General features: G+C 62.6%; 22 protein-coding genes. 7 read left to right on the top strand and 15 right to left on the bottom strand.

Annotated elements, in window-relative coordinates; translation table 11 throughout:
• Nucleotides 1-24 precede the first annotated feature (24 nt).
• From ftsY to INR38_RS07220, 6 genes are all read left to right on the top strand, one after another.
• A complete protein-coding gene (gene ftsY / locus INR38_RS07245; protein ID WP_207442794.1) occupies nt 25-1,245 on the top strand; it encodes a signal recognition particle-docking protein FtsY in 1,221 nt (406 codons plus the stop codon).
• 947 nt (nt 1,246-2,192) lie between these two features.
• Nucleotides 2,193-2,930: a GntR family transcriptional regulator gene (locus INR38_RS07240; protein WP_242698989.1), complete on the top strand. Its 738-nt coding sequence runs from the start codon at nt 2,193-2,195 to the stop codon at nt 2,928-2,930.
• A 344-nt stretch (nt 2,931-3,274) separates the two neighbouring features.
• Complete coding sequence (locus INR38_RS07235; RefSeq protein ID WP_197945105.1) at nt 3,275-4,402, top strand: hypothetical protein; 1,128 nt, start codon at nt 3,275-3,277, stop codon at nt 4,400-4,402.
• A 10-nt stretch (nt 4,403-4,412) separates the two neighbouring features.
• Complete coding sequence (locus tag INR38_RS07230) at nt 4,413-5,384, top strand: hypothetical protein (RefSeq protein ID WP_207442796.1); 972 nt, start codon at nt 4,413-4,415, stop codon at nt 5,382-5,384.
• A 120-nt stretch (nt 5,385-5,504) separates the two neighbouring features.
• The gene (locus INR38_RS07225) at nt 5,505-6,434 is read left to right on the top strand and encodes a DMT family transporter (RefSeq protein ID WP_065346174.1); all 930 of its coding nucleotides are present in this window, start codon (nt 5,505-5,507) and stop codon (nt 6,432-6,434) included.
• A gap of 322 nt (nt 6,435-6,756) precedes the next feature.
• Nucleotides 6,757-7,746, top strand: a complete 990-nt coding sequence (locus tag INR38_RS07220) for a tripartite tricarboxylate transporter substrate binding protein (RefSeq protein WP_197945103.1) — start codon at nt 6,757-6,759, stop codon at nt 7,744-7,746.
• On the opposite strand, the gene cutA is transcribed toward INR38_RS07220, so the two are convergent.
• The 11 genes from cutA to INR38_RS07165 form a co-directional block, all read right to left on the bottom strand.
• The gene (gene cutA, locus INR38_RS07215) at nt 7,733-8,131 is read right to left on the bottom strand and encodes a divalent-cation tolerance protein CutA (RefSeq protein WP_207442797.1); all 399 of its coding nucleotides are present in this window, start codon (nt 8,129-8,131) and stop codon (nt 7,733-7,735) included. The genes INR38_RS07220 and cutA overlap by 14 nt on opposite strands.
• A gap of 52 nt (nt 8,132-8,183) precedes the next feature.
• Nucleotides 8,184-9,212, bottom strand: a complete 1,029-nt coding sequence (locus INR38_RS07210) for a 2-dehydropantoate 2-reductase (protein WP_207442798.1) — start codon at nt 9,210-9,212, stop codon at nt 8,184-8,186.
• An 18-nt stretch (nt 9,213-9,230) separates the two neighbouring features.
• Nucleotides 9,231-10,064, bottom strand: coding sequence for a class II aldolase/adducin family protein (locus INR38_RS07205; protein WP_269197365.1), 834 nt, complete (start codon nt 10,062-10,064; stop codon nt 9,231-9,233).
• Complete coding sequence (locus INR38_RS07200) at nt 10,057-10,614, bottom strand: MarR family winged helix-turn-helix transcriptional regulator (RefSeq protein WP_242698988.1); 558 nt, start codon at nt 10,612-10,614, stop codon at nt 10,057-10,059. Before INR38_RS07200 ends, INR38_RS07205 begins: the two co-directional genes overlap by 8 nt.
• A 154-nt stretch (nt 10,615-10,768) precedes the next feature.
• Nucleotides 10,769-11,077 (bottom strand): class I ribonucleotide reductase maintenance protein YfaE, encoded by a 309-nt coding sequence (gene yfaE, locus INR38_RS07195; RefSeq protein WP_097203338.1) that lies wholly within the window; start codon nt 11,075-11,077, stop codon nt 10,769-10,771.
• Complete coding sequence (nrdB, locus tag INR38_RS07190) at nt 11,074-12,207, bottom strand: class Ia ribonucleoside-diphosphate reductase subunit beta (protein ID WP_192367107.1); 1,134 nt, start codon at nt 12,205-12,207, stop codon at nt 11,074-11,076. The genes yfaE and nrdB overlap by 4 nt, the downstream gene beginning before the upstream one ends.
• Before the next feature lie 14 nt (nt 12,208-12,221).
• Nucleotides 12,222-14,501, bottom strand: a complete 2,280-nt coding sequence (gene nrdA, locus INR38_RS07185) for a class 1a ribonucleoside-diphosphate reductase subunit alpha (protein ID WP_207442799.1) — start codon at nt 14,499-14,501, stop codon at nt 12,222-12,224.
• 506 nt (nt 14,502-15,007) lie between these two features.
• Nucleotides 15,008-16,243, bottom strand: a complete 1,236-nt coding sequence (locus INR38_RS07180) for a dienelactone hydrolase family protein (protein WP_192367109.1) — start codon at nt 16,241-16,243, stop codon at nt 15,008-15,010.
• A 59-nt stretch (nt 16,244-16,302) separates the two neighbouring features.
• The gene (locus INR38_RS07175) at nt 16,303-16,830 is read right to left on the bottom strand and encodes a flavin reductase family protein (RefSeq protein WP_207442800.1); all 528 of its coding nucleotides are present in this window, start codon (nt 16,828-16,830) and stop codon (nt 16,303-16,305) included.
• A 14-nt stretch (nt 16,831-16,844) separates the two neighbouring features.
• Complete coding sequence (locus INR38_RS07170; protein ID WP_207442801.1) at nt 16,845-18,152, bottom strand: styrene monooxygenase/indole monooxygenase family protein; 1,308 nt, start codon at nt 18,150-18,152, stop codon at nt 16,845-16,847.
• A gap of 36 nt (nt 18,153-18,188) precedes the next feature.
• Nucleotides 18,189-18,980, bottom strand: coding sequence for an SDR family oxidoreductase (locus INR38_RS07165; RefSeq protein WP_012203717.1), 792 nt, complete (start codon nt 18,978-18,980; stop codon nt 18,189-18,191).
• A 192-nt stretch (nt 18,981-19,172) separates the two neighbouring features.
• On the opposite strand from INR38_RS07165, the gene INR38_RS07160 reads away from it, so the two are divergent.
• Nucleotides 19,173-20,180 (top strand): AraC family transcriptional regulator, encoded by a 1,008-nt coding sequence (locus tag INR38_RS07160; protein ID WP_207442802.1) that lies wholly within the window; start codon nt 19,173-19,175, stop codon nt 20,178-20,180.
• Nucleotides 20,181-20,198: 18 nt separating this feature from the next.
• Here the strand turns inward: INR38_RS07160 and INR38_RS07155 are convergent, their stop codons facing one another.
• The 4 genes from INR38_RS07155 to INR38_RS07140 all read right to left on the bottom strand — a co-directional run bounded on the left by INR38_RS07155 (nt 20,199) and on the right by INR38_RS07140 (nt 23,106).
• Nucleotides 20,199-20,969, bottom strand: a complete 771-nt coding sequence (locus tag INR38_RS07155) for an SDR family oxidoreductase (RefSeq protein WP_013803947.1) — start codon at nt 20,967-20,969, stop codon at nt 20,199-20,201.
• Between the two features lie 138 nt (nt 20,970-21,107).
• Complete coding sequence (gene hpaH / locus INR38_RS07150) at nt 21,108-21,911, bottom strand: 2-oxo-hept-4-ene-1,7-dioate hydratase (RefSeq protein WP_207442803.1); 804 nt, start codon at nt 21,909-21,911, stop codon at nt 21,108-21,110.
• A gap of 10 nt (nt 21,912-21,921) precedes the next feature.
• Nucleotides 21,922-22,608, bottom strand: a complete 687-nt coding sequence (locus tag INR38_RS07145) for a flavin reductase family protein (RefSeq protein WP_012203713.1) — start codon at nt 22,606-22,608, stop codon at nt 21,922-21,924.
• 39 nt (nt 22,609-22,647) lie between these two features.
• Nucleotides 22,648-23,106 carry a VOC family protein gene (locus INR38_RS07140; protein WP_012203712.1) on the bottom strand — a complete coding sequence of 153 codons (459 nt, stop codon included), beginning with the start codon at nt 23,104-23,106 and terminating at the stop codon, nt 22,648-22,650.
• Nucleotides 23,107-23,291: the final 185 nt, after the last annotated feature.

The following is a 23,291-nucleotide window of genomic DNA, read 5'->3' as shown; positions in this document are numbered from 1 at the left end:
TGCTGTGATTCTAAGAACCTGCCGATGTTCAGTTTTTTCAAGAAAAAGCCCACCCCCTCCGCCGCCGAGATTTCCCCGACGGACAGCAGCGCCGCGCCTGAAAAGGACGGCATTCCCGCAACCCCACCGCAGGACAGCCCCCCTGCCCTGCCACCGGCCGCGCCAGCAGCGCCGGCCGCCGACACCGGCAGTGCCTGGTGGCGCAAGCCCTTTGGCGGCGGCAAGGGCGATGCCGCGCCCCCCGAGACCCCGCCTGCCCCAGCTGCGGCACCCGCGTCCACCATCGCGCCTGCGGACTTCATTGCCGCGCCCGAGCCCACGGCCAAGCCCGAGGCCGAAGGTGCCAGCCGCCAGAACTGGATGCAGCGCCTCAAGACCGGCCTGCGCAAGACCGGCAGCAGCATTGCCACGGTCTTCACGGGCACGCAGATCAACGATGCGCTGTACGAGGAACTGGAAGACGCCCTGCTGATGGCCGACACCGGCGTCAAGGCCACCGAGCACCTGCTCGCCGACCTGCGCCGCCGCGTCAAGGAGGCCAAGGCCACCGACCCCGCCGCCGTCAAGGCGCTGCTGGCCGATGCCCTGGCCGACCTGCTGCGCCCGCTGGAAAAGCCGCTGGTCATCGGGGAGCACCAGCCCACCGTGATCATGGTGGCTGGCGTCAACGGCGCGGGCAAGACCACCTCCATCGGCAAGCTGACCCGCCACCTGGCCGACGAAGGCCAGAGCGTGCTGCTGGCCGCCGCCGACACCTTCCGAGCCGCCGCGCGCGAGCAGCTTGGCGTCTGGGCCAACCGCAACACGGTGGAGATCGTCAGCCAGGAAGGGGGCGATCCTGCGGCCGTGAGCTTTGACGCCGTCACCGCCGGCCGCGCGCGCAAGAAGGATGTGGTGCTGGTGGACACGGCAGGCCGCCTGCCCACCCAGCTGCACCTGATGGAAGAGCTGCGCAAGATCCGCCGCGTGGTCAGCAAGGCCGACGCCACGGCACCGCACGAGGTGCTGCTGGTCATTGACGGCAACACCGGCCAGAACGCGCTGGCCCAGGTGCGCGCCTTCGACGATGCACTGCAGCTCACGGGCCTGATCGTCACCAAGCTCGACGGCACGGCCAAGGGCGGCGTGCTGGCTGCCATTGCCCAGGAACGGCCGATCCCCGTGTACTTCATCGGCGTGGGCGAAAAGGTCGAGGACCTGGAAACCTTCAACGCCCGGGAATTCGCGCAGGCGCTGCTGTCCTGACAATCTGTTCAGAGTTTTCTCGAAAGGCGCCACAGGAAGGCGGAATGGATGAATTGCGAGCTGGCGCTCAAGCCGCTCTCCGCTCATCCATTGGGGAGTGACCGCTCAACGAAGAGCTCTCCAGCCTCAACCTCTGACGCACTCAACCGCCTCGGGACTGATCAGGCCAGGCCCTACCGGGTTAGCTCATGTGACTTGCCGCAAAAGCCCAGTAACTTCGCCACAGCCGACAGCGTGGGCGCGGCAAAGACCAGAAAGGGCATGCCCTTCAATCACCGAAGCAGCCTCTCATCGTCACGGGGCAATTGACGAATCTCTTCGGCCAGTCAAAGCAGCACTTCCGCCAGTGCTCGGTAGCACCGACAAGCCCGTCCTTGCTTCGGACGGTCAGAAATCCTAGCTCTTCCTCACTGACGCCGGCTGGCAGCCCTTGCGGTGCACCACCGCACTCAACTCTGGCCTCCGATGTGGAGAACGCATTTTTTCCCGTCGCTCCAGCTTTGCGTGCGGGTGAGCGCACGGCCCATGCCTCGGCAAGCGCACCAAGTCTGTTGAGTGCCCACACTCAGAGTAGCGTGTGCGAAAACTCGGCAACAGACTCTTCAGTGCGACCTGCCTTCGATATGCCAACTACGGCGTGTGCCGCGCATCATTCCAAGCATATTCTCCCGCTCTGCTACCCCCACTTTTCGGGCTCGTAAAAAGCACACAAGAGTTTTAAACCAGCCGATTAGCTTACTTGCTGGCTGCGGATGGCAAATTCAGGCCAATTTATGTGGCTTGCAAACCAATCAGAGACAAACCATCGATGGCGGAGATGGCTTGGTCACTGTCTTCCTGCTGCCTTCCCCATCAGATGCCTCTCAATTTTTCGCACCCTTCCATATCTTGACCCAAGATTGTATGTTGGTATACCATCACTCAATTCGCAAGAAAGTCCAACAGACATGAAACGGCAAGCCTCTAAAGCAGGTACAGACACAGACAAACCTGCATTGACAGACATGGGAATTCCGCGAGGCAGTATGGCCGTAGAGCGTGTGAATCCAACGCTCCGACAGCTGGCACTTGAGCAATTGAAGCGCGCCATTGTGGAAGGCCAACTTCCACCTGGATCACGTTTGGTAGAACGCAAGCTGTGCGATCTCCTTGATGTGAGCAGAACGATAGTTCGTGAAACCCTGGGGCAATTGGAGGCAGAAGGGTGGATCACAAAGGAGCCCTATAAAGGCCCGATAGTCGCCGTTATCGATGAAGACGGCATTCGCCAGATCTTTGAAATGCGTGCAGCCGTTGAAGGCTATGTGGCGGCACTGTGCGCAGAGCGAGCCACCATAGAGCAAATCGAGCGCCTGGATGTCACAGTGAAAGCGATGAATGAAGCGCAGATTTCGGGCGATGTCGGGGCTCAGATCGAGACCATCGAAGAGTTCTACGAAGTTCTCCTGGATGCAGCCCAAAATTCGCTGATGGCAAGCTATCTTTCTTCACAAAGGAGCCGCCTCGCACGCCTGCGGAGACTCTCACTTTCTCACAGCTCACGGGCCTCAGAAAGCACAGAAGAAAAACGCGGCATCCTCGCCGCCATCCGTAATCGCGACCCAAAGAAGGCCCAGGCCCTTGCCGAGCAGCATATCTGGAATTCTTCGAAAAGCCTGCTGGCGGCTATACGCAGGGACCTATGAAATCGCTCTTTCAAAATTGGTACGCAAGATAAGCCACCATCTATAGTCATGCTATTTTTAGATAGCATCAGAGAATAAAGACCCCGCATCATCTTTTTATAGCAAGCACACTCATGCTTGCTTTTGAGAAAAAGCAATTCTTTCCCCGAATTGCTTACTAGAAGTGCGCACTCCACAAATCGACTTCAATATCTCCACATTTAAGAAAAATCATCTTAAGCGTATTTTCGAGTCAATCTACAGCCAAAAAATCTATCGCGACTGAGACACAGCCCGCAATCACCCAGACAAAATAAACGATTTCCAAAGAAATATCGCCAAATCACAACGTGGAGGATAATGACATGAAAACGGCAATGCTTGTTGGAGCAGGCGCAGAAATTGGTTCAAATTTACTGCTCTTGAACAATCCGGAAAAAGACGGATTTGCAATTACAACAGTACTAACAAACACACCACCTGTTCACAAAAACTATCCCCACCTCCGGCCAATTGATGGAATTATTGCGCGCCTCGCCCTCGCTCAACCTGGAGCACATGCGCTTGTACAGGCAATCGATGAAAAAACACTGAAAATTGGATCCAGGGAAGTCAAATTCGAGTTCTGTGATCTGCGCAAAGAGTTTCCAACAATATCAACCTCCTTTGATATAGCTTTTCTCGCGACGAGCAAAGCAGACATTTCTGCAGAAAGCGCTGTAGTCTCGTGGCTTAAAAGAAAATGTCACACGATTCTAGGAGTTGCGGAAGCAAATGATCTCCCAAGTATATATAGCTGTCTTGCAGATCTTTCATCCTCAGATCTGCCAACCGCAAAAACCAGAGTAATTACTGATGGTGTTTATTGTCTTGGTTCATGCCAAACCAATGGCATGCATGCGTCTCTTCGTATAGTTATAGATACGCTGCGAACACTTGGCCTTACAGCCCAGAGCATCCTCGCAGTGGAGACGGACATCATCCACCCGGATACTCCCAACGGAGTTCTAGGCACCCGTTCCTTCGAAGGCAGGGATCAAGATGCACGGAACAATTTACGCCCTAGCTTCTCTCAAATCACCCAAAGCCAAACCAAGGTTATGCCTTGGGCACCTCTCGTAAATACCATCTCCCTGCGAGCGCCGGTCCATGCGCCAGGTTTTCAGATAAATCGATTCATCGTTCAGGATCGAGGCTTGATGACCCGCGAGGCTGTTGAAGCATCAATCGATAATTTATTTGATAGATATAGATACATCGCGCAAGGAACCACGATGCCACTCGGAAGCAGAGCCTATGCACACGACCATCGATGCGCCACTATTCTTACTGACTCTCACCATTTACTGCTATCTCGACCCAGCTATTTGGAGCCACAAGGACTTTCTCAACTAACAATTCAATCCTTTGTCAACAATACCGTAGGCTATTCCAGCCTCGCTATTTCAGCTGCACGCAACATCGCATTAGGTCTTTCCAGCACCATTTTCTAAGGAATGTGAAATGACAAGCTCTCACAGCGTCGATATTCTTGATTCGGGATTCGTTTTTAAAACAGCCAATACAGCCGAGTTCAATGAGAAGCTCAAAACAGAAGTCCAACAGATTCAAGCTCTTCACGGAATTTACCCCAAACTGATGGTGCCAGTTCTTCACACAGGATTGGTTGGAGGTCGTCATTTTTATATTCTTGAAAAGAAGTCTGGTGCATCTCTGGCGAGCCTTGTGTTCGATGCAACAAAATCCATAGAATATAAAAACCAAATCATAAAACATGCCCTGGACAGCATAAAGACAGCAGTGAAAATTGAATGCAGTCAACCAATAGAGTCAACGTATCAACTACACCAAAAGATTCGCTACGAATGGGATTCCTTAAAACAATTGCACAGCCTGTTTGACAAACCTGTAATCATTGAGGGAAAGATTATTATCCCAAGTGGTCGTGCCGTGGTAGAAAGGGCTCTTGCTTATGCCGAGGAGGAAATTTTCCTGGCGAGCAGCACAAGTGCACACTGCAATTTTCACTTTGGCAATGTTCTCTACGACGAGACTTTGAATGAAATCAGCTTCATCGATCCGGATGGCTCTGTTCAAGGCATCGACCCTTACTTTGGATTTTCGCGTTTCGCATTTTCCTTCTGGCATGAGTTGGCGGCCGAGATTCGCGATAGCATCAACATCGTTCCACTTGAGAAAAGCGTACTATTTCTCATGAAGCATGATCAGCATCGGCAGATGCTGGATCAAATACCGGCAATTCGTAGCATTCATGAAATATCCAATTGGATTGGCGAAGAAAATTACCGTAAATTCTACGCATTGACTACCTACTGCTTTCTCCGCAGCATGCGGATAAATGGAAGCAAGGACACCTGGATGATGCCGAGCTCTCCTCGCGCAGGCACCCCGGAAGAAACGCTCTACGCAGGCCTCATGTTCTATCTCGAGTCTCTGTCTTCAACCGTTCAATAAATCTTCAACAGAGCAAAATTTCTCTAATCAGCAAATGAGCATTGCTGCGCATTACCAAATAATCCACAGCAATGTAAAAATTTACTCTACGCCCCATTTACCCATACCTCCTCCATATTCATGCTTGAATCCATTCAAGGTTTTTCTTGGTTATGGGTTCCCATAACCCTGTTCGCCGCTCTCGCTCAAACGGTACGAAACACAGCGCAGCGCAGCCTGACACAGGAGCTGGGCGCGCTATCGGCCACGCTGGTGCGTTTTCTGTATGGCCTACCTTTTGCCATGTTGTGGCTGGCACTGCTGTATCTGGTACCAGCAAAGCCATACGCTGTACCTTCGATCACGCCGATTTACCTTGGCTGGATTGCATTGGGCGCTTTTTTCCAATTGGCTGGAACAGTCGCTTTGCTGCTGGCGATGAAGGAGCGCAACTTTGCCGTGGCTGTCACTCTGACAAAGACAGAGGTGCTGCAGCTAGCTCTGTTCGCATCGGTTTTTCTCCATGAACTTCCAACACCGCTGGCGTTGGCCGCAATGATCGTAGCCACAATCGGCATGCTGCTGCTGTCCCTGCCGCCACGCGACCAGTTGCTCTCACTGTCCGCCTGGCTCAACCGATCGGCACTTTATGGCCTGGCTTGCGGCTCCTGCTTTGCAGTTGCAACAGTAGGATTTCGAGGAGGGTCGCTGGCACTTGGCGCCGAAACGGCATGGTTATCTGGCGCCTGGGGCGTGCTGATCGCACAGTCGATGCAAACCGTCGGCATGGGACTTTGGATTCAGTTGCGCACAGCTCAAGGTCTGGCACCTATTTTTCGAGCTTGGCGCATCTCGCTCCTTGCCGGTTGCATGGGTGCAGCCGCTTCAATTGCCTGGTTCACGGCCTACGCCATGCAAGGAGCATCGCCTGTGCGCACCTTGGGAATGATCGAGGTCGTTTTCAGCTACTTGGTTTCGCGCCGCGTGTTCAGCGAAAGCTTCAGTCGAGCAGAGAAGATCGGCATGGGCCTGATGCTGTTGGGTCTGGTGGTGACTTGCCTACAGGCCTGACATGCGATGGCAGCAAGACCTGCTTGTCGCGCTGTCGTCCTGCGGCTTGGCATCGACTGCATCAGCTCACCTGTTGATGCGCTTTGACCCATTCTCTGGAGTGGACTTACGGGAGCGCGCTGCGCTCCTATTTTCATGGGCGCGCAGGTACCGAGAAGACCAGGGCATGCAGGCAAGGGTTTTCCCTTGATTCGAATCAAGCCGCAGGTTTTATGCTTGCATTGATTTATAAGAAGAACGTTGTTTTATACAAGAAACAATCGATAGCCCTCAGGCATTTCTTTTGCTTGTACCTGCCTTGCCTTGTTCCCCGGAGTTCCCCATGAAAGCCCCCACCTTGCTCGGCGCTGCCGCCTTGCTGGCCGCAGCCGCATGCCAGAGCGCCCTGGCCCAGGATGCCGCCGTGCAGCAGCAACTGGCCGCCAAGCCTTTCACCATCGTCGCGCCCTTTCCGCCCGGAGGCCCGGTCGATGCGCTGGCCCGCCTGCTGTCCACGGGGTTGGCCGAGCGCTACAAGCAGACCTCGGTGGTGGAGAACAAGCCCGGGGCCAACGGCAATATCGGCATCGACATGGTCAAGCGCGCCGCGCCGGACGGCCATACGCTGCTGGTCGTGCCCCAGGGCAACCTGACCATCAATCCCACGCTGCTGGCCAGGCCCGGCTACAGCGTGGAGGCGGACTTCGCGCCCGTGGCCTCGCTGGCCAAGGCGGCCAATGTGATCGCCGTGCACCCTGGCGTGCCCGCCAAAACGGTGCAGGAGCTGGTGGCCCTGTCCAAGGCCAGGCCGGCCACCATCAGCTATGCCTCGCCCGGCGTGGGCTCCAGCCTGCATCTGGCCGGTGAGCTGTTCAAGCAGCAGACCGGCGCCGACATCCTGCACGTGGCCTACAAGGGCACGGCGCCCGGCCTCAACGATGTGCTGGGCGGCACGGTGCCAATGATCGTGGGCAATGTGCCCGCACTGCTGCCGCATGTGCAGTCGGGCAAGCTGCGTGCGCTGGCCGTGACCGACCCGGCCCGCAGCAAGTACCTGCCTGATGTGCCCACGCTGGCCCAGGCGGGCGTGCCGGGCATCGCCATCTCGTCCTGGTACGGCGTGATGGCGCCAAAGAAGACGCCGCCAGCCGTGCTCAAGCAGCTGGAAAAGGATATTCAGGAGATCTTCAACACGCCGGCCGTGGTCAGGCAGCTGGACCTGCAGGGGATCGAGCCGTGGGTGGTCACGGGCAGCGCCTTCGGCGAGCTGATCCGCAAAGAGACAGCGACCTGGGTGCCCGTGATCAAGGCCGCCAACGTCACGCCGCAGTGATGCGGGGCGCGGCGGCCATGTCTGCAGTGTCCGCCACGTCCCGGGTCGAGACCTGGGAGCGCAGCCACTGCGCATAGTCGGCCATGCAGCGCTCGGTGCGCATGGTGATCTGCGGCACGCTGTAGCTGTGCCCGGCGCGCAGCAGCCGGGCCAGGCGCTCCAGCACGTCGGGCAGGGTCTTGCAGACCAGCCGCCACTCGGGCGTGGCGTGCATCTCGCCCTCCCACACATAGTGCGAGGTGATGGCCTCCACCTGCACGCAGGCCGCAGCCTGCTGCTGCACCAGGCTGCGCGCCAGATGGGCGGCCTCCTCGGCGCTGGGGACGGTGGTGGCCACCACGCACAGCGTGGACCAGGACGAGGCGGGGTTCTTGGCGGAAGTCATGGGGGCGTAGTCTACGGTTGCGCGCTGCAGGCCGGTACTGGCCCTTGCGGCGTCAGGCCATCAGCCCCTTTTGCCGTGCCTGCAGCCGCGCCAGGCCCAGCAGCGCATCCGTGAAGGGCGTGTCCACGCCGCACAGCTGGCCCATTTCGCGCACCGCGCCCACCAGGGCGTCGAGTTCCACGGGCTTGCCCGCTTCCACGTCCTGCAGCATGGAGGTCTTGAAGGCGCCCAGCTTGAGCGTGACCGCATGGCGGTCTTCGGGCGATTCGTTGATGGGCAGGCCGATGCGCGCGCCGATCTCCTTGGCCTCCAGCATCACGCGCGTGATCAGGCCGCGCACCAGGTCGTCGCCCAGGATGCGGTCCGAGGTGGCGCCCGTCAGCGCGCTGACGGGGTTGACGGTCATGTTGCCCCAGAGCTTGTACCAGGCGTCGCGCTGGATGTTGTCGGAGACCTTGGCCTCGATGCCGCCACGCTGCAGCAGTTGGGCCAGTGCCGCCAGGCGCGGCGTGGGCGGCTGGCCGGGTCCGTCGGCCAGGGGCTCGCCCAGGATGAGGCTGTTGCCGAAGTGCCGGCGCACCACGCCGGGCGCATCGTTGGAGCAGCTGGCATGGACCACCGAACCCAGCACCTGGCCCAGCGGGATGGCTTGCGCAATGCGGCCGTCGGGGTCCACGGCTTTCAGCTGCTTGCCGCGCACGCTGGCATCGACACCGCCGTGCAGAAACCACCAGGGCACGCCGTTCATGGCCGTGAGCACCACGGTCTGCGGGCCGATCAGCGGGGCGATGCGCTCGGCCACATCGGGCATGCCCGGCGCCTTGACGGAGATGATGACCAGGTCCTGCACGCCCAGGGCGGCCGGGTCCTGTTCGGCGCGCAGCGCGAAGTGCTCGCGCTGCGCGCCGCCGTGCACGAGGGTCAGGCCCTGGGTGCGCAGGGCCTGCAGCGCGGCGCCGCGCGCCACGGCGCTGAGCTGGCAGCCGGCGCGGGCCAGGGCCGCGCCCATCCAGCCGCCGATGGCACCGGCGCCGAAGATGCAGGCCTTGTCGAATGAAATGCTTGTCTGTTCCATGGTCATGCGCGGGAAGCTCCGGGTTCAAAGATCGAGATAGCTGCTGTCGCGCCGGTTCACGCGGCGCACCAGGTGGTCGAACACATCGCGGGCACCGCCGTGGCTGTCGTTGAAGGTCAGCGAGTCCTCGTTGCAGCGCTGGGCCATGGCGTCGGAGACCATGCGCGGCGCACCCATGGACAGGGTGGCCATCTGCACGTCACAGGCGCGCTGCAGCGTCCACAGCACCACGAAGGCCTGGGGCAGGTCGCTGCCCCAGCTGAGCAGGCCATGGTTGCGCAGGATCACGGCCTTGCGGCGGCCGATGCTGGCCAGCAGGCGCGGCCCTTCGTCGGCATGGATGGTGATGCCCTCGAAGTCATGGTAGGCCACCATGCCGTGCAGTTGGGCGCTGTAGAAGTTGCTTTGCGACAGGCCCTGCTCCAGGCAGGCCACGCCCATGCCCGAGGTGGTGTGCGTGTGCATCACGCAGTGGGCGCCCGGCAGTCCGTCGTGGATGGCCGCATGCACGACGAAGCCGGCCGGATTCACCGGATGCCGCGAGCCGTCCAGCACCTCGCCGCGCACATTGATGCGTACCAGGTTGCTGGCCGTGACCTCTTCGTAGTGCAGGCCGAAGGGGTTGATCAGGAACTGCTTTTCACCGCCCGTCACGCTGTCGGGCAGGCGCACCGTGATGTGGTTGTAGATCAGTTCGTCCCAGCCCAGCATGGCAAAGACGCGGTAGCAGGCGGCCAGTTCGATGCGGGCGGCCCGCTCATCAGGGTGCATGGAGCAATTCATGGTGTGGCTCGTGGGATGGGTTCTGAGGTGGGTCTTGAGGTGGGTTGTGCAGTGGCTTGTGGGTAAATCAGGCATCCAGCCCCTGGTCCAGCCCCTGGTCCAGCGCTTGGGAGGCACGGCCCAGCTTGTCCAGGATGCGGTCCAGCATGGCGCGCTCATCGGCCGTCAGGGCATTGAGCAGGGCCGCCTGGTAGGGGCGGGCGCGGGACAGCACCTCGTCGAAGAGCGCCTGCCCTGCTTCGCTCAGCTGCAGCAGGTGGCGCCGCGCGTGCTGCGGATCGGCGCGGCGCAGCACCCAGCCCCGGTCGATCAGCGGCTGCAGCGCGCGGCTGATCTGGGCCTTGTCCATCAGGCTCAGGCGCGACAGCGCGCTGGCGTGCAGCTCGCCATGGCGCTGGATCTGGCCCATGAGCCGCCACTCGGTCAGCCCCACGGGCGATGCTGGTGCGATGTAGTGGCGCGTCACCTGGGTCTGCAGCGCATTGGACAGCGCGCCCAGGCGGAAGGTGATGAAGTCCTCCAGCGCCAGCGTCTGGGGGCAGACCGGAGCACCACCATGCTGCGCACCACCATGAACAGGGCCTGCGGTATCGGAGCACAGAGGAGGTGGTGCATTTTTTGGCATGGTGCGGGAGGCTGCGACACGGCGTGGGGAGATGGGCGGATTGTGTTTTCATTGTTGACATATCAACAATGATGAAAACCCTGAGCCACTCTCCCGCCGGAAGGTACCTGTCGCCCTGCGCGTCCGGCACTGTCCCGCCCCTGCTCGCAAGATGTCAGTCGTGAATGCAGATCACTTGCTGCAGGCAAGGCCCGTTGGAACAGGGAGGCTGCCGCAGCCGGCATTCGATGGAGACCGGTCCGGCTGCCACGCAGCAGCATGGCAGTATCTCGCCCTGCCCCACGAAAGCGAGCGGCGCCTGCCGGTAGACGACACAGCCGGCCTGCAGGGGAAGGCGGCAGGCGCCGCAATAGCCGCTGCGGCACTGGTACTGGACATCGTGTCCGGTCCGCTCCAGCCCCTGCAGCAAGGTCTCGCCTTCGTTCAGGCGAAAGCTGGACTCGCTGGTAGTGACCAGGCTCACAGTTCGATCTCCAGCAACTCGGCCGCCGAGACCTCGGCATTGATCTGGCCCACCAGATAGGAGCTGAGCTCGACCTCTTGAGGAGCCACCTGCACCGTGTCGGAAGCCAGCCAGGTATTGATCCATGGCAGCGGGTTGTGCCTGATGCGCTCGAACGCGGGCTGCAGTCCCACGGCCGCCATGCGCAAGTTGGTCATGTACTCCACGTACTGCCCCAGGATGTCGGCGTTCAGGCCGATCATGGAGCCATCACGGAACAGGTATTGGGCCCATTGCTTTTCTTGCAGCGCAGCCTGCCTGAACATGTCGGTGCACTGCGCTTGAGCCTCCTTCGCCACCTGGGCAAATTCGGGATCGTCCTGGCCCGAGCGCATGATGTTGAGCAGGTGCTGGGTACCCGTCAGATGCAGGGCCTCGTCCCGCGCGATGAGGCGGATGATCTTGGCATTGCCTTCCATGAGCTTGCGCTCGGCAAACGCGAACGAGCATGCAAAGCTCACGTAAAAACGGATGGCCTCGAGAATGTTGACGTTCATGAGGCACAGGTACAGCTTCCTCTTGAGTTCGTAGGCGCTGATGCTTCGCGTGCCGCCATTGACCCGATGCTCGCCCTCCCCCAGTTGCGCATACAGCATGCCGTCGTGGATGAGATCGTCGTAGTAGGACGCGATGTCGCTGGCCCTCAACTGGATATCCTCGTTGCGCACGATGTCGTCGAAGATGTCACCGGGGTCGTTGACGATGTTGCGGATGATGTGGGTGTAGGAGCGCGAGTGGATGGTCTCGGAAAACGCCCAGGTCTCTATCCAGGTCTCCAGTTCGGGCAGCGACACCAGTGGCAGCAAAGCCACATTGGGACTGCGGCCCTGGATGGAGTCCAACAGGGTCTGGTACTTAAGGTTGCTGATGAAGATGTGCTTTTCATGCTCCGGCAGGTTCTGGAAATCGATACGGTCCTGCGAAATATCCACCTCCTCGGGCCGCCAGAAGAATGACAGCTGCTTTTCGATCAGCTTCTCGAAGATGGGGTACTTCTGCTGGTCATAGCGGGCCACGTTGACGGGCTGACCAAGGAACATGGGTTCCTTAAGCTGATCGTTGCCGGCCTTGGAAAATATGCTGTAGCTCATGTGCGGCGCCTTCCTCAGATCCTGCAGGCGCTGCCTGCGCAGCCGTCGTCCCCGACCTGGGCCTGTGCGTCATCCGCGCCATCGCGGGTGTTGTGGTAGTACAGCGTCTTGACGCCGTACTTGAAGGCCTGCAGCAGGTCCTTGAGCAGCTGTGTCATGGGCACCCGCCCGCCTTCAAAGCGCTGGGGGTCGTAGTTGGTGTTGGCCGAAATCGCCTGATCCACGAACTTCTGCATCACCCCCACCAGTCGAAGATAGCCGTCGTTGCCAGGCAGCTGCCACAGCAGTTCGTAGCGGTCGCGCAGTCTTCCCAGTTCGGGCACGACCTGGCGCAGCACGCCATCCTTGGATTGCTTGATGGACACCAGCCCGCGCGGTGGCTCGATGCCGTTGGTCGCATTGGCGATCTGGCTCGAGGTCTCCGAAGGCATGAGAGCCGTCAGCGTGGAGTTGCGCAATCCGTGAGCGCCGATCTCGGCGCGCAGTGCCTCCCAGTCCAGGTGCAGGGGCTCGCTGCAAATGCCGTCGATGTCCTGCTTGTAGGTATCGATGGGCAGCAGGCCGGCTGCATAGGTGGTGTCGCCAAAGGCCTGGCAGGGTCCCTGCTCGCGCGCGAGTTGCACCGACGCCTTGAGCAGGTGGTACTGGATGGCTTCGAACGTCCGGTGGGTCAGGGCCAATGCCGCAGGGTCCGAATAGCGTGTGCCGTTCTTCGCCAGATAGTAGGCATAGTTGATCACGCCAACGCCCAGCGCACGGCGCTTTTCCGTGGCACTGCGGGCCGCGGCCACTGGGTAGTCCTGGTAGTCGAGCAGCGCATCGAGCGCGCGTACGACCAGGTGGGAGAGGTCCGCCAATTCGTCGAGCGAATCGATGGCGCCAAGATTGAAGGCCGACAGCGTACACAGTGCGATTTCGCCCTGGGGATCGTGAAGATCCTGCAGCGGTGTGGTGGGCAGCGCGATTTCCATGCACAGGTTGGACTGGCGTACCGGTGCCTTGGAGGGGTCGAAGGGGCTGTGCGTATTGCAGTGGTCCACGTTCTGGATATAGATGCGTCCCGTGCTCGCGCGTTCCTGCATCATCAGCGAGAACAGATCGACGGCGGGCAGGCTGCGCTTGCGGATGGCCGGATCCTGCTCGTAGCGCAGGTAAAGGCGCTCGAATTCATCCTGGTCGGCAAAGAAGGCGTCGTACAGGCCGGGCACGTCATGCGGCGAGAACAGCGTGATCTGCCGGCCCTTGACCAAGCGCTGGTAGAGCAGCCGGTTGATCTGCACGCCGTAGTCGAGATGGCGGACGCGGTTGTCCTCGACGCCGCGGTTGTTCTTGAGCACCAGCAGCGACTCGACTTCCAGGTGCCACAGCGGATAGAACAAGGTGGCGGAGCCCCCGCGCACGCCACCCTGCGAGCAGGACTTCACCGCAGCCTGGAACATCTTGAAAAACGGCAAGCAGCCCGTATGCTGCGCCTCGCCGCCCCGTATCTCGCTACCCAGGGCACGCATGCGTCCCGCGTTGATGCCTATGCCCGCACGCTGGGACACGTACTTGACGATGGCGCTGTTCGTGGCGTTGACGCTGTCCAGGCTGTCATCGCATTCGATCAGTACACAGGAGCTGAACTGGCGCATGGGCGTGCGCACGCCCGCCATGATGGGCGTGGGCAGAGATATCTTGAAACGCGACACCGCATCGTAGAACCGCGTGACATAGCCTAGCCTGGTGGTCGATGGATAGCGGGCGAACAGGCACATCGACACCAGCATGTAAAGGAATTGGGGGCTTTCGTAGATGTGCCGGCTCACACGGTTTTGCAGCAGGTACTTGCCTTCGAGCTGCTTGACGGCGGCATAGGAGAAATCCAGATCACGCCCGTGCTCGATCCGAGCATCCAGCGCGTCGAACTCGGCACGGCTGTAGTCCGCCAGCAAATTCCTGTCGTACTTTCCCAGTGCTGTCAGACGCTGTACATGGGCATGCAAGTGTGGCGGGTCGAATTGGCCAAAAGCCATCTTGCGCAAATGGAAGATGGCCAGGCGCGCTGCGAGAAATTGGTAATCAGGTGCTTCCTCGGAAATCAAGTCTGCAGCCGACTTGATAATGGTCTCATGGATTTCCGCAGTACGGATGCCGTTGTAGAGCTGGATTTTCGTCTGCAGTTCGACCTGCAAAGCAGATACGTTCGAGAGGCCTTCAGCGGCCCATCCCACGACTCTCTGGATTTTTTCAAGATCAATGTTTTCGATACGGCCATCACGCTTGGTGACAGTGATCGTCTGAGGATTCTTCATTCTGGATTTTCCATGGATGCAGGTGCGCCATACGACACGGTACGCAGCGGCTCAAGGGCGGCTTGGCCTAGCCACCGCCCGATCTGCGGACCCTTTGCCGAACTGCCCGAATCCTAGCACCAAACACTACATGTAGTGTTTTTCAAGACATCAAACACCATAGGTAGTGTTCATCGAACAACCCAAGCTCTATCAAGCGCCCTCGTCAAGATCCATTTAACCCGGGCAAAATACCAGCAACATGTCAGAAAACTGCAAATCATCACACAACCCATGGTTTTGCTTGACATCGGACTACCACTCAATATCAGAGAATTGAAGACAAATCCCTGGTAGATGGGTTTCAAAAAAACTACTGTCAATAGCCTGCATTTCTGTGAATTCTTGACATCTGAAAAAACAACCAATAGATAACAAAAAAAGGCCACCAAGGTGGCCTTTTTTTTATTAATCATCTACTCCCCATTAGCAGTGCAAAAATACCTTTTCACACATTCACGGAGAAATCAACGGGCGAGCAGCGTATTCGATGGCAGTGTCTCATCCAGCAGCTTGCGGGCCGTCTCCACGCCCGCCACGGGCAGCAGCGCCGGGTCCAGCAGGCCCACCTGCACCAGCACGCTGGCCTGGTCCCAGTAGATGTGCTCGTGGTAGAGCTTGTCGCCCCGGAACTTGACCACGGCCAGCAGCGGGATCTCCACGCGCCGCCCCGTGGGACGCACGCCGGGCAGCATCCACGGGATCTCGGTGGTGTGCGTGAAGCAGAACAGCATCTCGTCCACCACCTGCGAGGCCCCCACCGTGCGTGAAATCGGCGTCAGCGACGTGTCGGGCGGATTGCTGTTGACGAAGTGGTTCGTATAGAACGCGTGCAGGTTGCTGAAGCCCACGCCGCCGGTCATGGTCGGGATGTGGTTCACATAGGGCTCGGCCACCATGGTGGCCATGGTGTCGTCCACGTTGCGCGTGGCGAATTCGTACTCGCAGTGCTTGTCCCACAGCGCGGCCAGGTCGAAGTGCGGTCCGATGGCGGACTTGAGCGTGGCAATGCTGCGTTCGTGCGCCATCAGGGCCGAGGCGCGGTGGAAATGGTCGCCGCCCTTGCGCGCGAAGGCATGGTCCACGCCCGGATAGACATGCACGGCCACGCCGGGACGCCCGCCCAGCGCCTGGACGATGCGCTGGCGCGCCTCGGGCGGGCAGAAGGCGTCGAGCTCGGCCACATGCAGTGTGAGCGGGCAGCGGATGCGCTCGGCCTCGTCCAGCGCCGCCTCGATGCCCACGCCGTAGTAGCCGACCACCGCATCGGCATCGGTGCGGCAGGCGGCCAGGTAGGCCAGCTTGCCGCCCAGGCAAAAGCCCAGCACGCCGGCCTTGCCGTCCGTGACCTCGGGGCGCTGGCGCAAGGCGTTCAGGCAGGCCTGGATGTCCTGCACGCCCAGGGCCTCGTCGAATCCCTTGTAGAAGCCGAAGGCGCGCTCCCAGTCCGCCGGCGTGTAGCCCAGCTCCACATCGGGCTGCTGGCGCCAGAACAGGTCGGGCACCAGCACCACGTAGCCTTCTTCGGCGTAGTAGTCGGCCACCTCGCGCATGGTGGCGTTGACGCCGAAGATCTCCTGCGCCAGCACCAGGCCGGGGCCGCTGCCCGAGGCCGGCACGGCCAGGTAGGCGTTGAAGCTGCCGCTGCCGTCCAGCGCATTGATGCGCACATGGCGGCTGGCCGGGGGTTCTTTCTGCTGCATGGGGTTGTCTCCGTTTCAAAGGGTGGGGAAAGCTGCGGTGCCGCTTTTTTCATGGCCCGTCATACGCATTCGGGGTGCCGCACCGTCACCTGATAGTAGCCCGCGTGAAAGGCCAGGGGCTCGCCGTCGAAGCGTTCGCAGCGCTCGACCTGGCCGATGAAGATGAGGTGGTCGCCGCCATCGTATTGCCGGACGTTGCGGCAGACGAAGCGGGCCAGCACGCCATCGATCAGGGGCACGCCGGCCGGGCCTTCCGCGCAGTCCAGGCCGCCGAACTTGTCTTGCTGCGGCGTGGAAAAGCGCCGTGACAGCGGATGCTGGCCCGCAGCCAGCACGTGGATGGCGAAATGGCTGGCGCCCTGGAAATCGCAGACGCTGGGCGCCTGGCGCGCCAGGCTCCACAGCACCAGCGGCGGGTCCAGCGACACAGAGGAGAACGAGTTGGCCGTCATGCCCACGCGCCGCCCGTCCGGCGCGCGCGTGGTAATGACGGTCACGCCCGTGGTGAACTGGCCGAAGGCCTTGCGCAGCTCGCGCGGATCGAAGGAGCAGGCCGGGACGGCGGCCGGGGTTTCGCATGTGCTCATGGCGGCCTCTGCGGCTAGGCGGGGACGGCTGCCATGGCGGCGATGGCCGCGCAGCTGTCGATGTAGTGGTCCGCCTCGCCTGCGTCCGCGAACCAGGGGAAGAAGGTGCGCGGGTCGTCGAAGCCGTTGGCAAAGGCGCTGGCCAGCGGTGCCAGCGTGCCCGCGCTGGCCAGCAGCTTGAGCACATGGGGCGGCGGTGGCGCCAGCAGCATGTTGGTCCACTGCGTGACCCATTGCGCATAGCCGAACCAGTAGCGGTCGAAGGTCTGCTGCATCCAGGCGGCGTCGAATGCGCCATTGCCGTCACGATTTCCGTCACCATGGCCGTCGCCATTGCTGCGCGCCAGGATGCTGCGCAGATAGGTGTCGGCGCACTTGGCCGCGTTGTTGGAGCCCTGGCCCGTGATGGGGTCGTTGAGCACCACCACGTCGCCCATGCCCAGCACCTTGCGCCCCGACGGCAGCGTGGCCACGGGCTTGCGCACCGTGGGGGCGAAGCGGCCCGCGAGGATGCCGTTGTCATCGGTCAGCGCAATGTCGCGGCAGCGCTCGGCCTCCCAGGGCACGAAGGTGTCGAGGATCCAGCGGCTGCGCTCCAGGTGCTGCTCCGGTGTCTTCACATCGCCCCAGCAGTCCATGGGGCCGCCGGGCACGCCCTCGAACACCATGATCTCGCAGGGGCCCGTGGTCGTCAGCGCCGGGAACACGAAATACTCGCCCACGCCCGGCAGCAGGTTGAAGGACACGGCGGAGAACGGCTCGCGCGGCTTCATGCCCGTCACATAGGTCAGCGCCAGCGCGCGCTGGGGCTGGTCGAAGCGCGAGCGGTGGGCATCGCGCTCGAACAGCCTCGATATCTCGCCCTTGCCGCTGGCGACCAGGGTCAGGTCATGGCTGCGCGTGCATTCCTCCAGCTCGGCGATGCCCGCGTCCTTGAGCACCAGCTCGCCGCCCTGGCGGCGGAAGTCGTCCATCCATGCGGGGATCTTCAGGCGCTGGTCCACGGACTGCGCGCCCGCGTTCAGACGCGCCGCCCAGTCGATGGCCTTGCCGGCCGCTTTCTCGCCGTGTTGCCCAGGGTGCGGCACGCACAGGCCGATGCCCTCGACCACCGGGCATTCGCGCGACCAGTGGTCCAGGCCCAGGCCGCGCTCTATCTGCAGCGCGCTGTCGAACATGCACTGGCTGGACATGACCCGGCCCTGGGCGATGTCCTGCGCCGTGCGGTTGCTCAGTATCGTGACCTGATGGCCCGCGGCCAGCAGGCCCAGGCCCAGTTGCAGGCCCGACTGGCCGGCTCCGACGATGGCGATTTTCTTCATGGCTGTCTCCTTGCGGCTCCGTGTCCGTACTGCGTACTAGTCCATCAATTGGGGAATGGCGGCCACGGCGCGCTCGGGCCCCATGGCGCCGTAGCCGCCGTCCACCGCGTAGTCGGCCCCGGTCACGAAGCTGGCATGGTCCGAGCACAGGAACAGCACCACCTGCGCCACCTCGTGCGGATCACCCACGCGGCCCAGCAGGTGAAAGGGCGCGGCCACGCGGTCGGTCTTGGCGCGGTCGCCGCCACTGAGCCGGTCCATCACCGCCGACCAGGTCCAGCCCGGGCAGACGCTGTTGACGCGGATGCCATCGGCCGCCAGGTCCATGGCCATGCTGCGCGTGAGCTGCTTCATGGCCGCCTTGCTGGCCGGGTAGAGCCAGCGCCCCGTCTGCGCCGCTTCCGAAGAGATGCTGGTGAAATTCACCACGGCCCCGCCACCGGCGGCCACCATGTGCGGGTGCACGGCCTGCAGCATGGCCACGGCGCTGGCCACGTTCACGTTGAACGAGGCCAGCCAGTCAGCGCGCGGCGACTGCAGACCTTCGTCTACATACGAGCAGGCCAGGTTGACCAGGATGTGCACGCCGCCGTGCCGGCTGCATGCCTGCTGCACGCAGGCGGCGACCTGCGCGTCGTCGGTGATGTCGGTGCGCACGAAAAGCGCGCCCTCGCCCAGCGCATCGGCCAGCACCTGGCCGTTGTCGGCATCGATGTCGGCAATGACCACCTTCACGCCGGCCGCGTGCAGCGCACGCACCACGCCGGCGCCTATCAGGGTGGAGCCGCCGGTGACGATGGCGCTTTTGCCTTCGAGTCCCTTGAACATGACGCTTGTTCTCCCGTGTGGATGCCAGGCCGGGCTGGCCTGTGCAGCACACGTTACGGGGGGCCGGGCCGCGCAGGCATCCGGCAAGCGCAGGCACTGTCCCTGGCGCGCAGAAATCGGCTCCCGGGGAATGGTCCGAATTGTGGGAGCGGGTGGTTTTTGCTACGTTCTGCCCAGCCTATGGAACACGCCATGCACACACCGCTGCCGCTGCAGCGCTACCGGCTTTTCGAGAGCCACGACATGGACGAGGCCCGCGAAAGCGTGGCGCGCGTCTTCTGTCCGCATGGCCTGGGCATGCTGCGCCCGCGCGCCGAGCTGGACGCCTGCCACCACAGCGCGCCGCTTTCCCGCAACGTCAGCCTGAACTATGTGCAGTACGGTCCCGGCGTGCATATCGATCCCGGCTACCTGCGGGACTTCTTCCTGCTGCAGATTCCCCTGCGCGGCAGTGCCGAGATCCGCTGCGGCGCGCAGCAGGTGGATGCCACGCCGCGCCTGGCCTCCCTGCCCTCGCCGACCGAGCCGCTGTCCATGCGCTGGGCCGACGACAGCCCGCACCTGATCGTGCGCATGGCCCGCCCGGCCCTGGTGGCGCGGCTGGAGGCGCTGCTGCAGGCGCCCGCAGGCCGGCCACTCGTGTTCGATCTGGGCGTGCCGCTGGACCAGCCGGCGCTGGCACCGCTGGTGCATTTCATCGACTGCCTGCGGCACACGCTGGATGCGGGCAACGCCCTGCAGGCCACGCAGGCACTGGCCCAGCATGCGGAGGAATACCTGCTGACCAGCCTGCTGATGTCGGCCACGCACAACCACAGCCGCGCACTGGCCGGAGACAGCCGGCGCAGCCTGCTGCCGCGCGGCGTGCGCAAGGCCCAGGAGTACATGCAGGCCCATGCCGACCAGCCCCTGTCGCTGGCCGATGTCTGCCGCGAGGCCGGCTGCAGCGCGCGCACGCTGCAGGCCGCCTTCCGCCAGCACGCAGGCATGGGGCCCATGGATTTCCTGCGCCAGCTGCGGCTGGACCGGGTGCGCGCCGAACTCCAGGCAGCCAAGGGCCCGGGCGTCGCAGCCGGCTCCGGCGTGCGCGACGTGGCGCAGAAATACGGCTTCCTGCACCTGGGCCACTTCGCGGCCCAGTACCGCAGCCGCTTCGGCGAGCTCCCGTCCGAGACGGCGAGCCGCCGCGTGCAGGCCTGAGGGCCTGACTTTGCCGGTTCAGCCCCGGCCCACGAAGGGCATCTTGGTGGCCATCACCGTGTGGAACAGCACATTGGCCTCCAGCGGCAGGCTGGCCATGTAGAGCACGGACTGGCCCACCACATCCGCGTCGATCAGCGGCTCCACCGCGATCTCGCCATTGGCCTGGGGTACGCCCTTGGCCATGCGCGATGCCAGCTCGGTCATGGCATTGCCGATGTCGATCTGGCCCACGGCGATGTCGTAGGCACGGCCGTCGAGCGCAGCGGTCTTGGTCAGGCCCATGACGGCATGCTTGGTGGCCGTGTAGGCGCTGGAATTGGGGCGCGGCGCATGCGCGGAGATGGAGCCGTTGTTGATGATGCGGCCGCCGCGCGGCGACTGGTCGCGCATGGTGCGGAAGGCCTGCTGCAGGCAATAGAACATGCCGTTGAGGTTGACATCGACCACCTCGCGCCACTGCTCGGGCGTCCAGTCCAGGAAGGAGCCGGGCGGATTGCCCCGGCCGGCGTTGTTGAACAGCAGGTCCACGCGACCGAAGCGCTGCACCGTGCGCGCGAACAGCTGCTCCACGGCAGCCGGATCGCTGACATCGGTGGCAATGCCCAGCATGCGCTCGCCCGCGCCGTACTTTGCCTGGGCCTCGGCGCAGGTCTCATCCAGCGGCGCCTGGCGGCGGCCCGCCACCACCACCTGGTAGCCCGCGCCCGCCAGGGCCAGCGCCACGGCCTTGCCCACGCCGGTTCCTCCGCCCGTGACCACGGCCGTCTTTGCGTTCTTCATCTCCATTGCTTGTCCATCCTGTAGTGCATGTGTTGCAGCCGCCGCCCGCGCACCGGTGGCGGGCGGCGCCGCTGCATTGTCGGCGACGCGCCGGGCCTGAGGACTGTGCCGCAGGCGACACCATCGCCACACTGCGGACGAAGCTCAGGCAAAGCGCCAGGCAATGGAGCCCAGCGGCCCGTAGTCCACATGGAAGCTGTCGCCGACCTCGGCCGTGACGGGCCGCGTGAACGAGCCGGCCAGCACCACCTGACCTGCGTCCAGCTGCTCATCCCATTGCGCGAGCCGGTTGGCCAGCCAGGCCACGCCCGTGGCCGGATGGTTGAGCACGGCGGCCGCCACGCCGGACTCCTCGATCACGCCGTTGCGCTGCAGCAGCGCCGACACCCAGCGCAGGTCCACCGCGTCGGGGCGCACGGGCCGCCCGCCCATGACGATACCGGCATTGGCCGCGTTGTCGGCGATGGTGTCGCGCACCGTGCGCATGGCCTGGGTATCGCGGTCCTTTTGCTCGATGCGGGCGTCGATGATTTCCACGGCGGGCACCACCCAGTCGGTGGCGGCCAGCACATCGCACAGGGTGACGCCCGGCCCCTTGAGCGCGCGGCCCAGCACGAAGGCCAGCTCCACCTCCACGCGCGGAGCGATGAAGCGCGCAAAGGGAATGTCGCCGCCGGGCTCGAAGAACATGTCGTCCAGCAGGGTGCCGTAGTCGGGCTCGGTGATCTGCACGGCCTGCTGCATGGCACGCGAGGTCAGGCCGATCTTGTGGCCCCTGACCGTGCGGCCCTCGGCGCGCTTGAGCCGCATCCAGGCGCGCGAGATGGCGTAGCCGTCCTGCACCGTCATGTCCGGATGGCGGCGGGAAAAGTGCCGGACCTGCACGCGGCTTTTTTCGCTGGCGTGCAGCTCGGCCGCCAGGCTGTCTATGGTGTGTTGCGCAAGCATGGGCGGCCCTTCAGCGCGCGGCGGCGCCATCGTCGGCCCAGGCCAGGTAGCTGTCGGACACGCCCTGGCGCTGCATGGCATCCCACTGCGCCACCGAGGGCGTGGGCATCTGGAAGGCATCGCCCACGCGGCCATACCAGCCGGGGTTCTGCAACCGCGCGATCAGCTCCATGGGCGCGGGGTCGAAGTACATGAGCTCGCCATCGACCACGGCCGCGTCCATGACATGGGCGGCCAGCACGTCGGCCAGCACCAGGCTGCGCACGCCGTCGATATCGATGATCTGGCGCACGCGGCACTCGAAGGACGCAGGGCTGTCCACGATGCGCGGCGCCTTCACCCGCCGTGCATCGCCCAGGACCAGGCCGGCCTGGGCCGACTCGTCCACCTGCGCGCCGAACTCTATGGCCGTCACCGCCATGCGGCGCGCCAGCGGCTCGGACACCAGGTTCACCACGAACTCGCCCGTGGCCGCGATGTTGCGCGCCGTGTCCTTGAGCACGCCCTGGCGCGAGCCTATGCACACGCACAGCAGCGGCGGATCGCCCGACATGGCGTTGAAGAAGGAAAACGGCGCGACGTTGACCGTGCCGTCCCCGTCCACCGAGCTGATCCAGGCGATGGGACGGGGCAGAACCAGGGAGTGCAGGATGTTGCTGCGCTGCTCGCTGTTGAGCGATTGCATTTCAAAGTACATGGGAATCCGGAGGGGAAGGGAAAAAGGGAGGGCGTCGCGTCACTCGTTGCCGGCGCGCGCCGCGTCCTGCTCGGCCTGGGCGATGCCGGGGGCGCGCGCATTGGACTGGTGCAGTTCCACCAGGTTGCCGGCCGGGTCGCGCAGGAACAGCTGCTTGAGGCTGGGCGATGCCACGTTGTCCAGCGTGAAGTAATCGACGCCGCGCGCCTGCAGCTCCTGCTCGGCGCCGAGGATGTCGTCCACGGCCAGCGCGATGTGGTTGGACACGGGGTCCTTGCCCGGGCCCTGCGCATAGCGCGACGGCCCCTCGCTGCCGAGGATGTGCAACTGGCTGCCGTTGGGCAGGTTGATCCAGGAGCCGTAGATGCCGGGGATCTTCCAGCGCGCGGCGTCCTGGGGCAGGTTCAGCACTTCGCGGTAGAAGTCGAGCATGGCGTCGGCCTGGGCGTGGTTGACGCCGAATCCGACATGGTGGAGTTCCAGAACTTTGATGGGCATGGGATGTCCTTGCAGATTTGTGTGCCGCCAGATAATACGCTTAACGTACTATACACAAAGCGTAATATATGAAAGCCGTAAAATCAACCGCCCTTTCTTCTCCCGGCTTCAACCCGGTTTCACCCGCTTTCATCCACTCCCATGAGTCCGCGCAAGACCGCTGCCGCCATAGAGCGCAAGACCCA

It is taken from the genome of Delftia sp. SD018 (assembly GCF_017355445.1).
Lineage (GTDB): Bacteria > Pseudomonadota > Gammaproteobacteria > Burkholderiales > Burkholderiaceae_C > Comamonas > Comamonas acidovorans.
The sequence above is the reverse complement of the archived record's forward strand: the minus strand, read 5'-3'. Positions and strand labels throughout refer to the sequence as shown.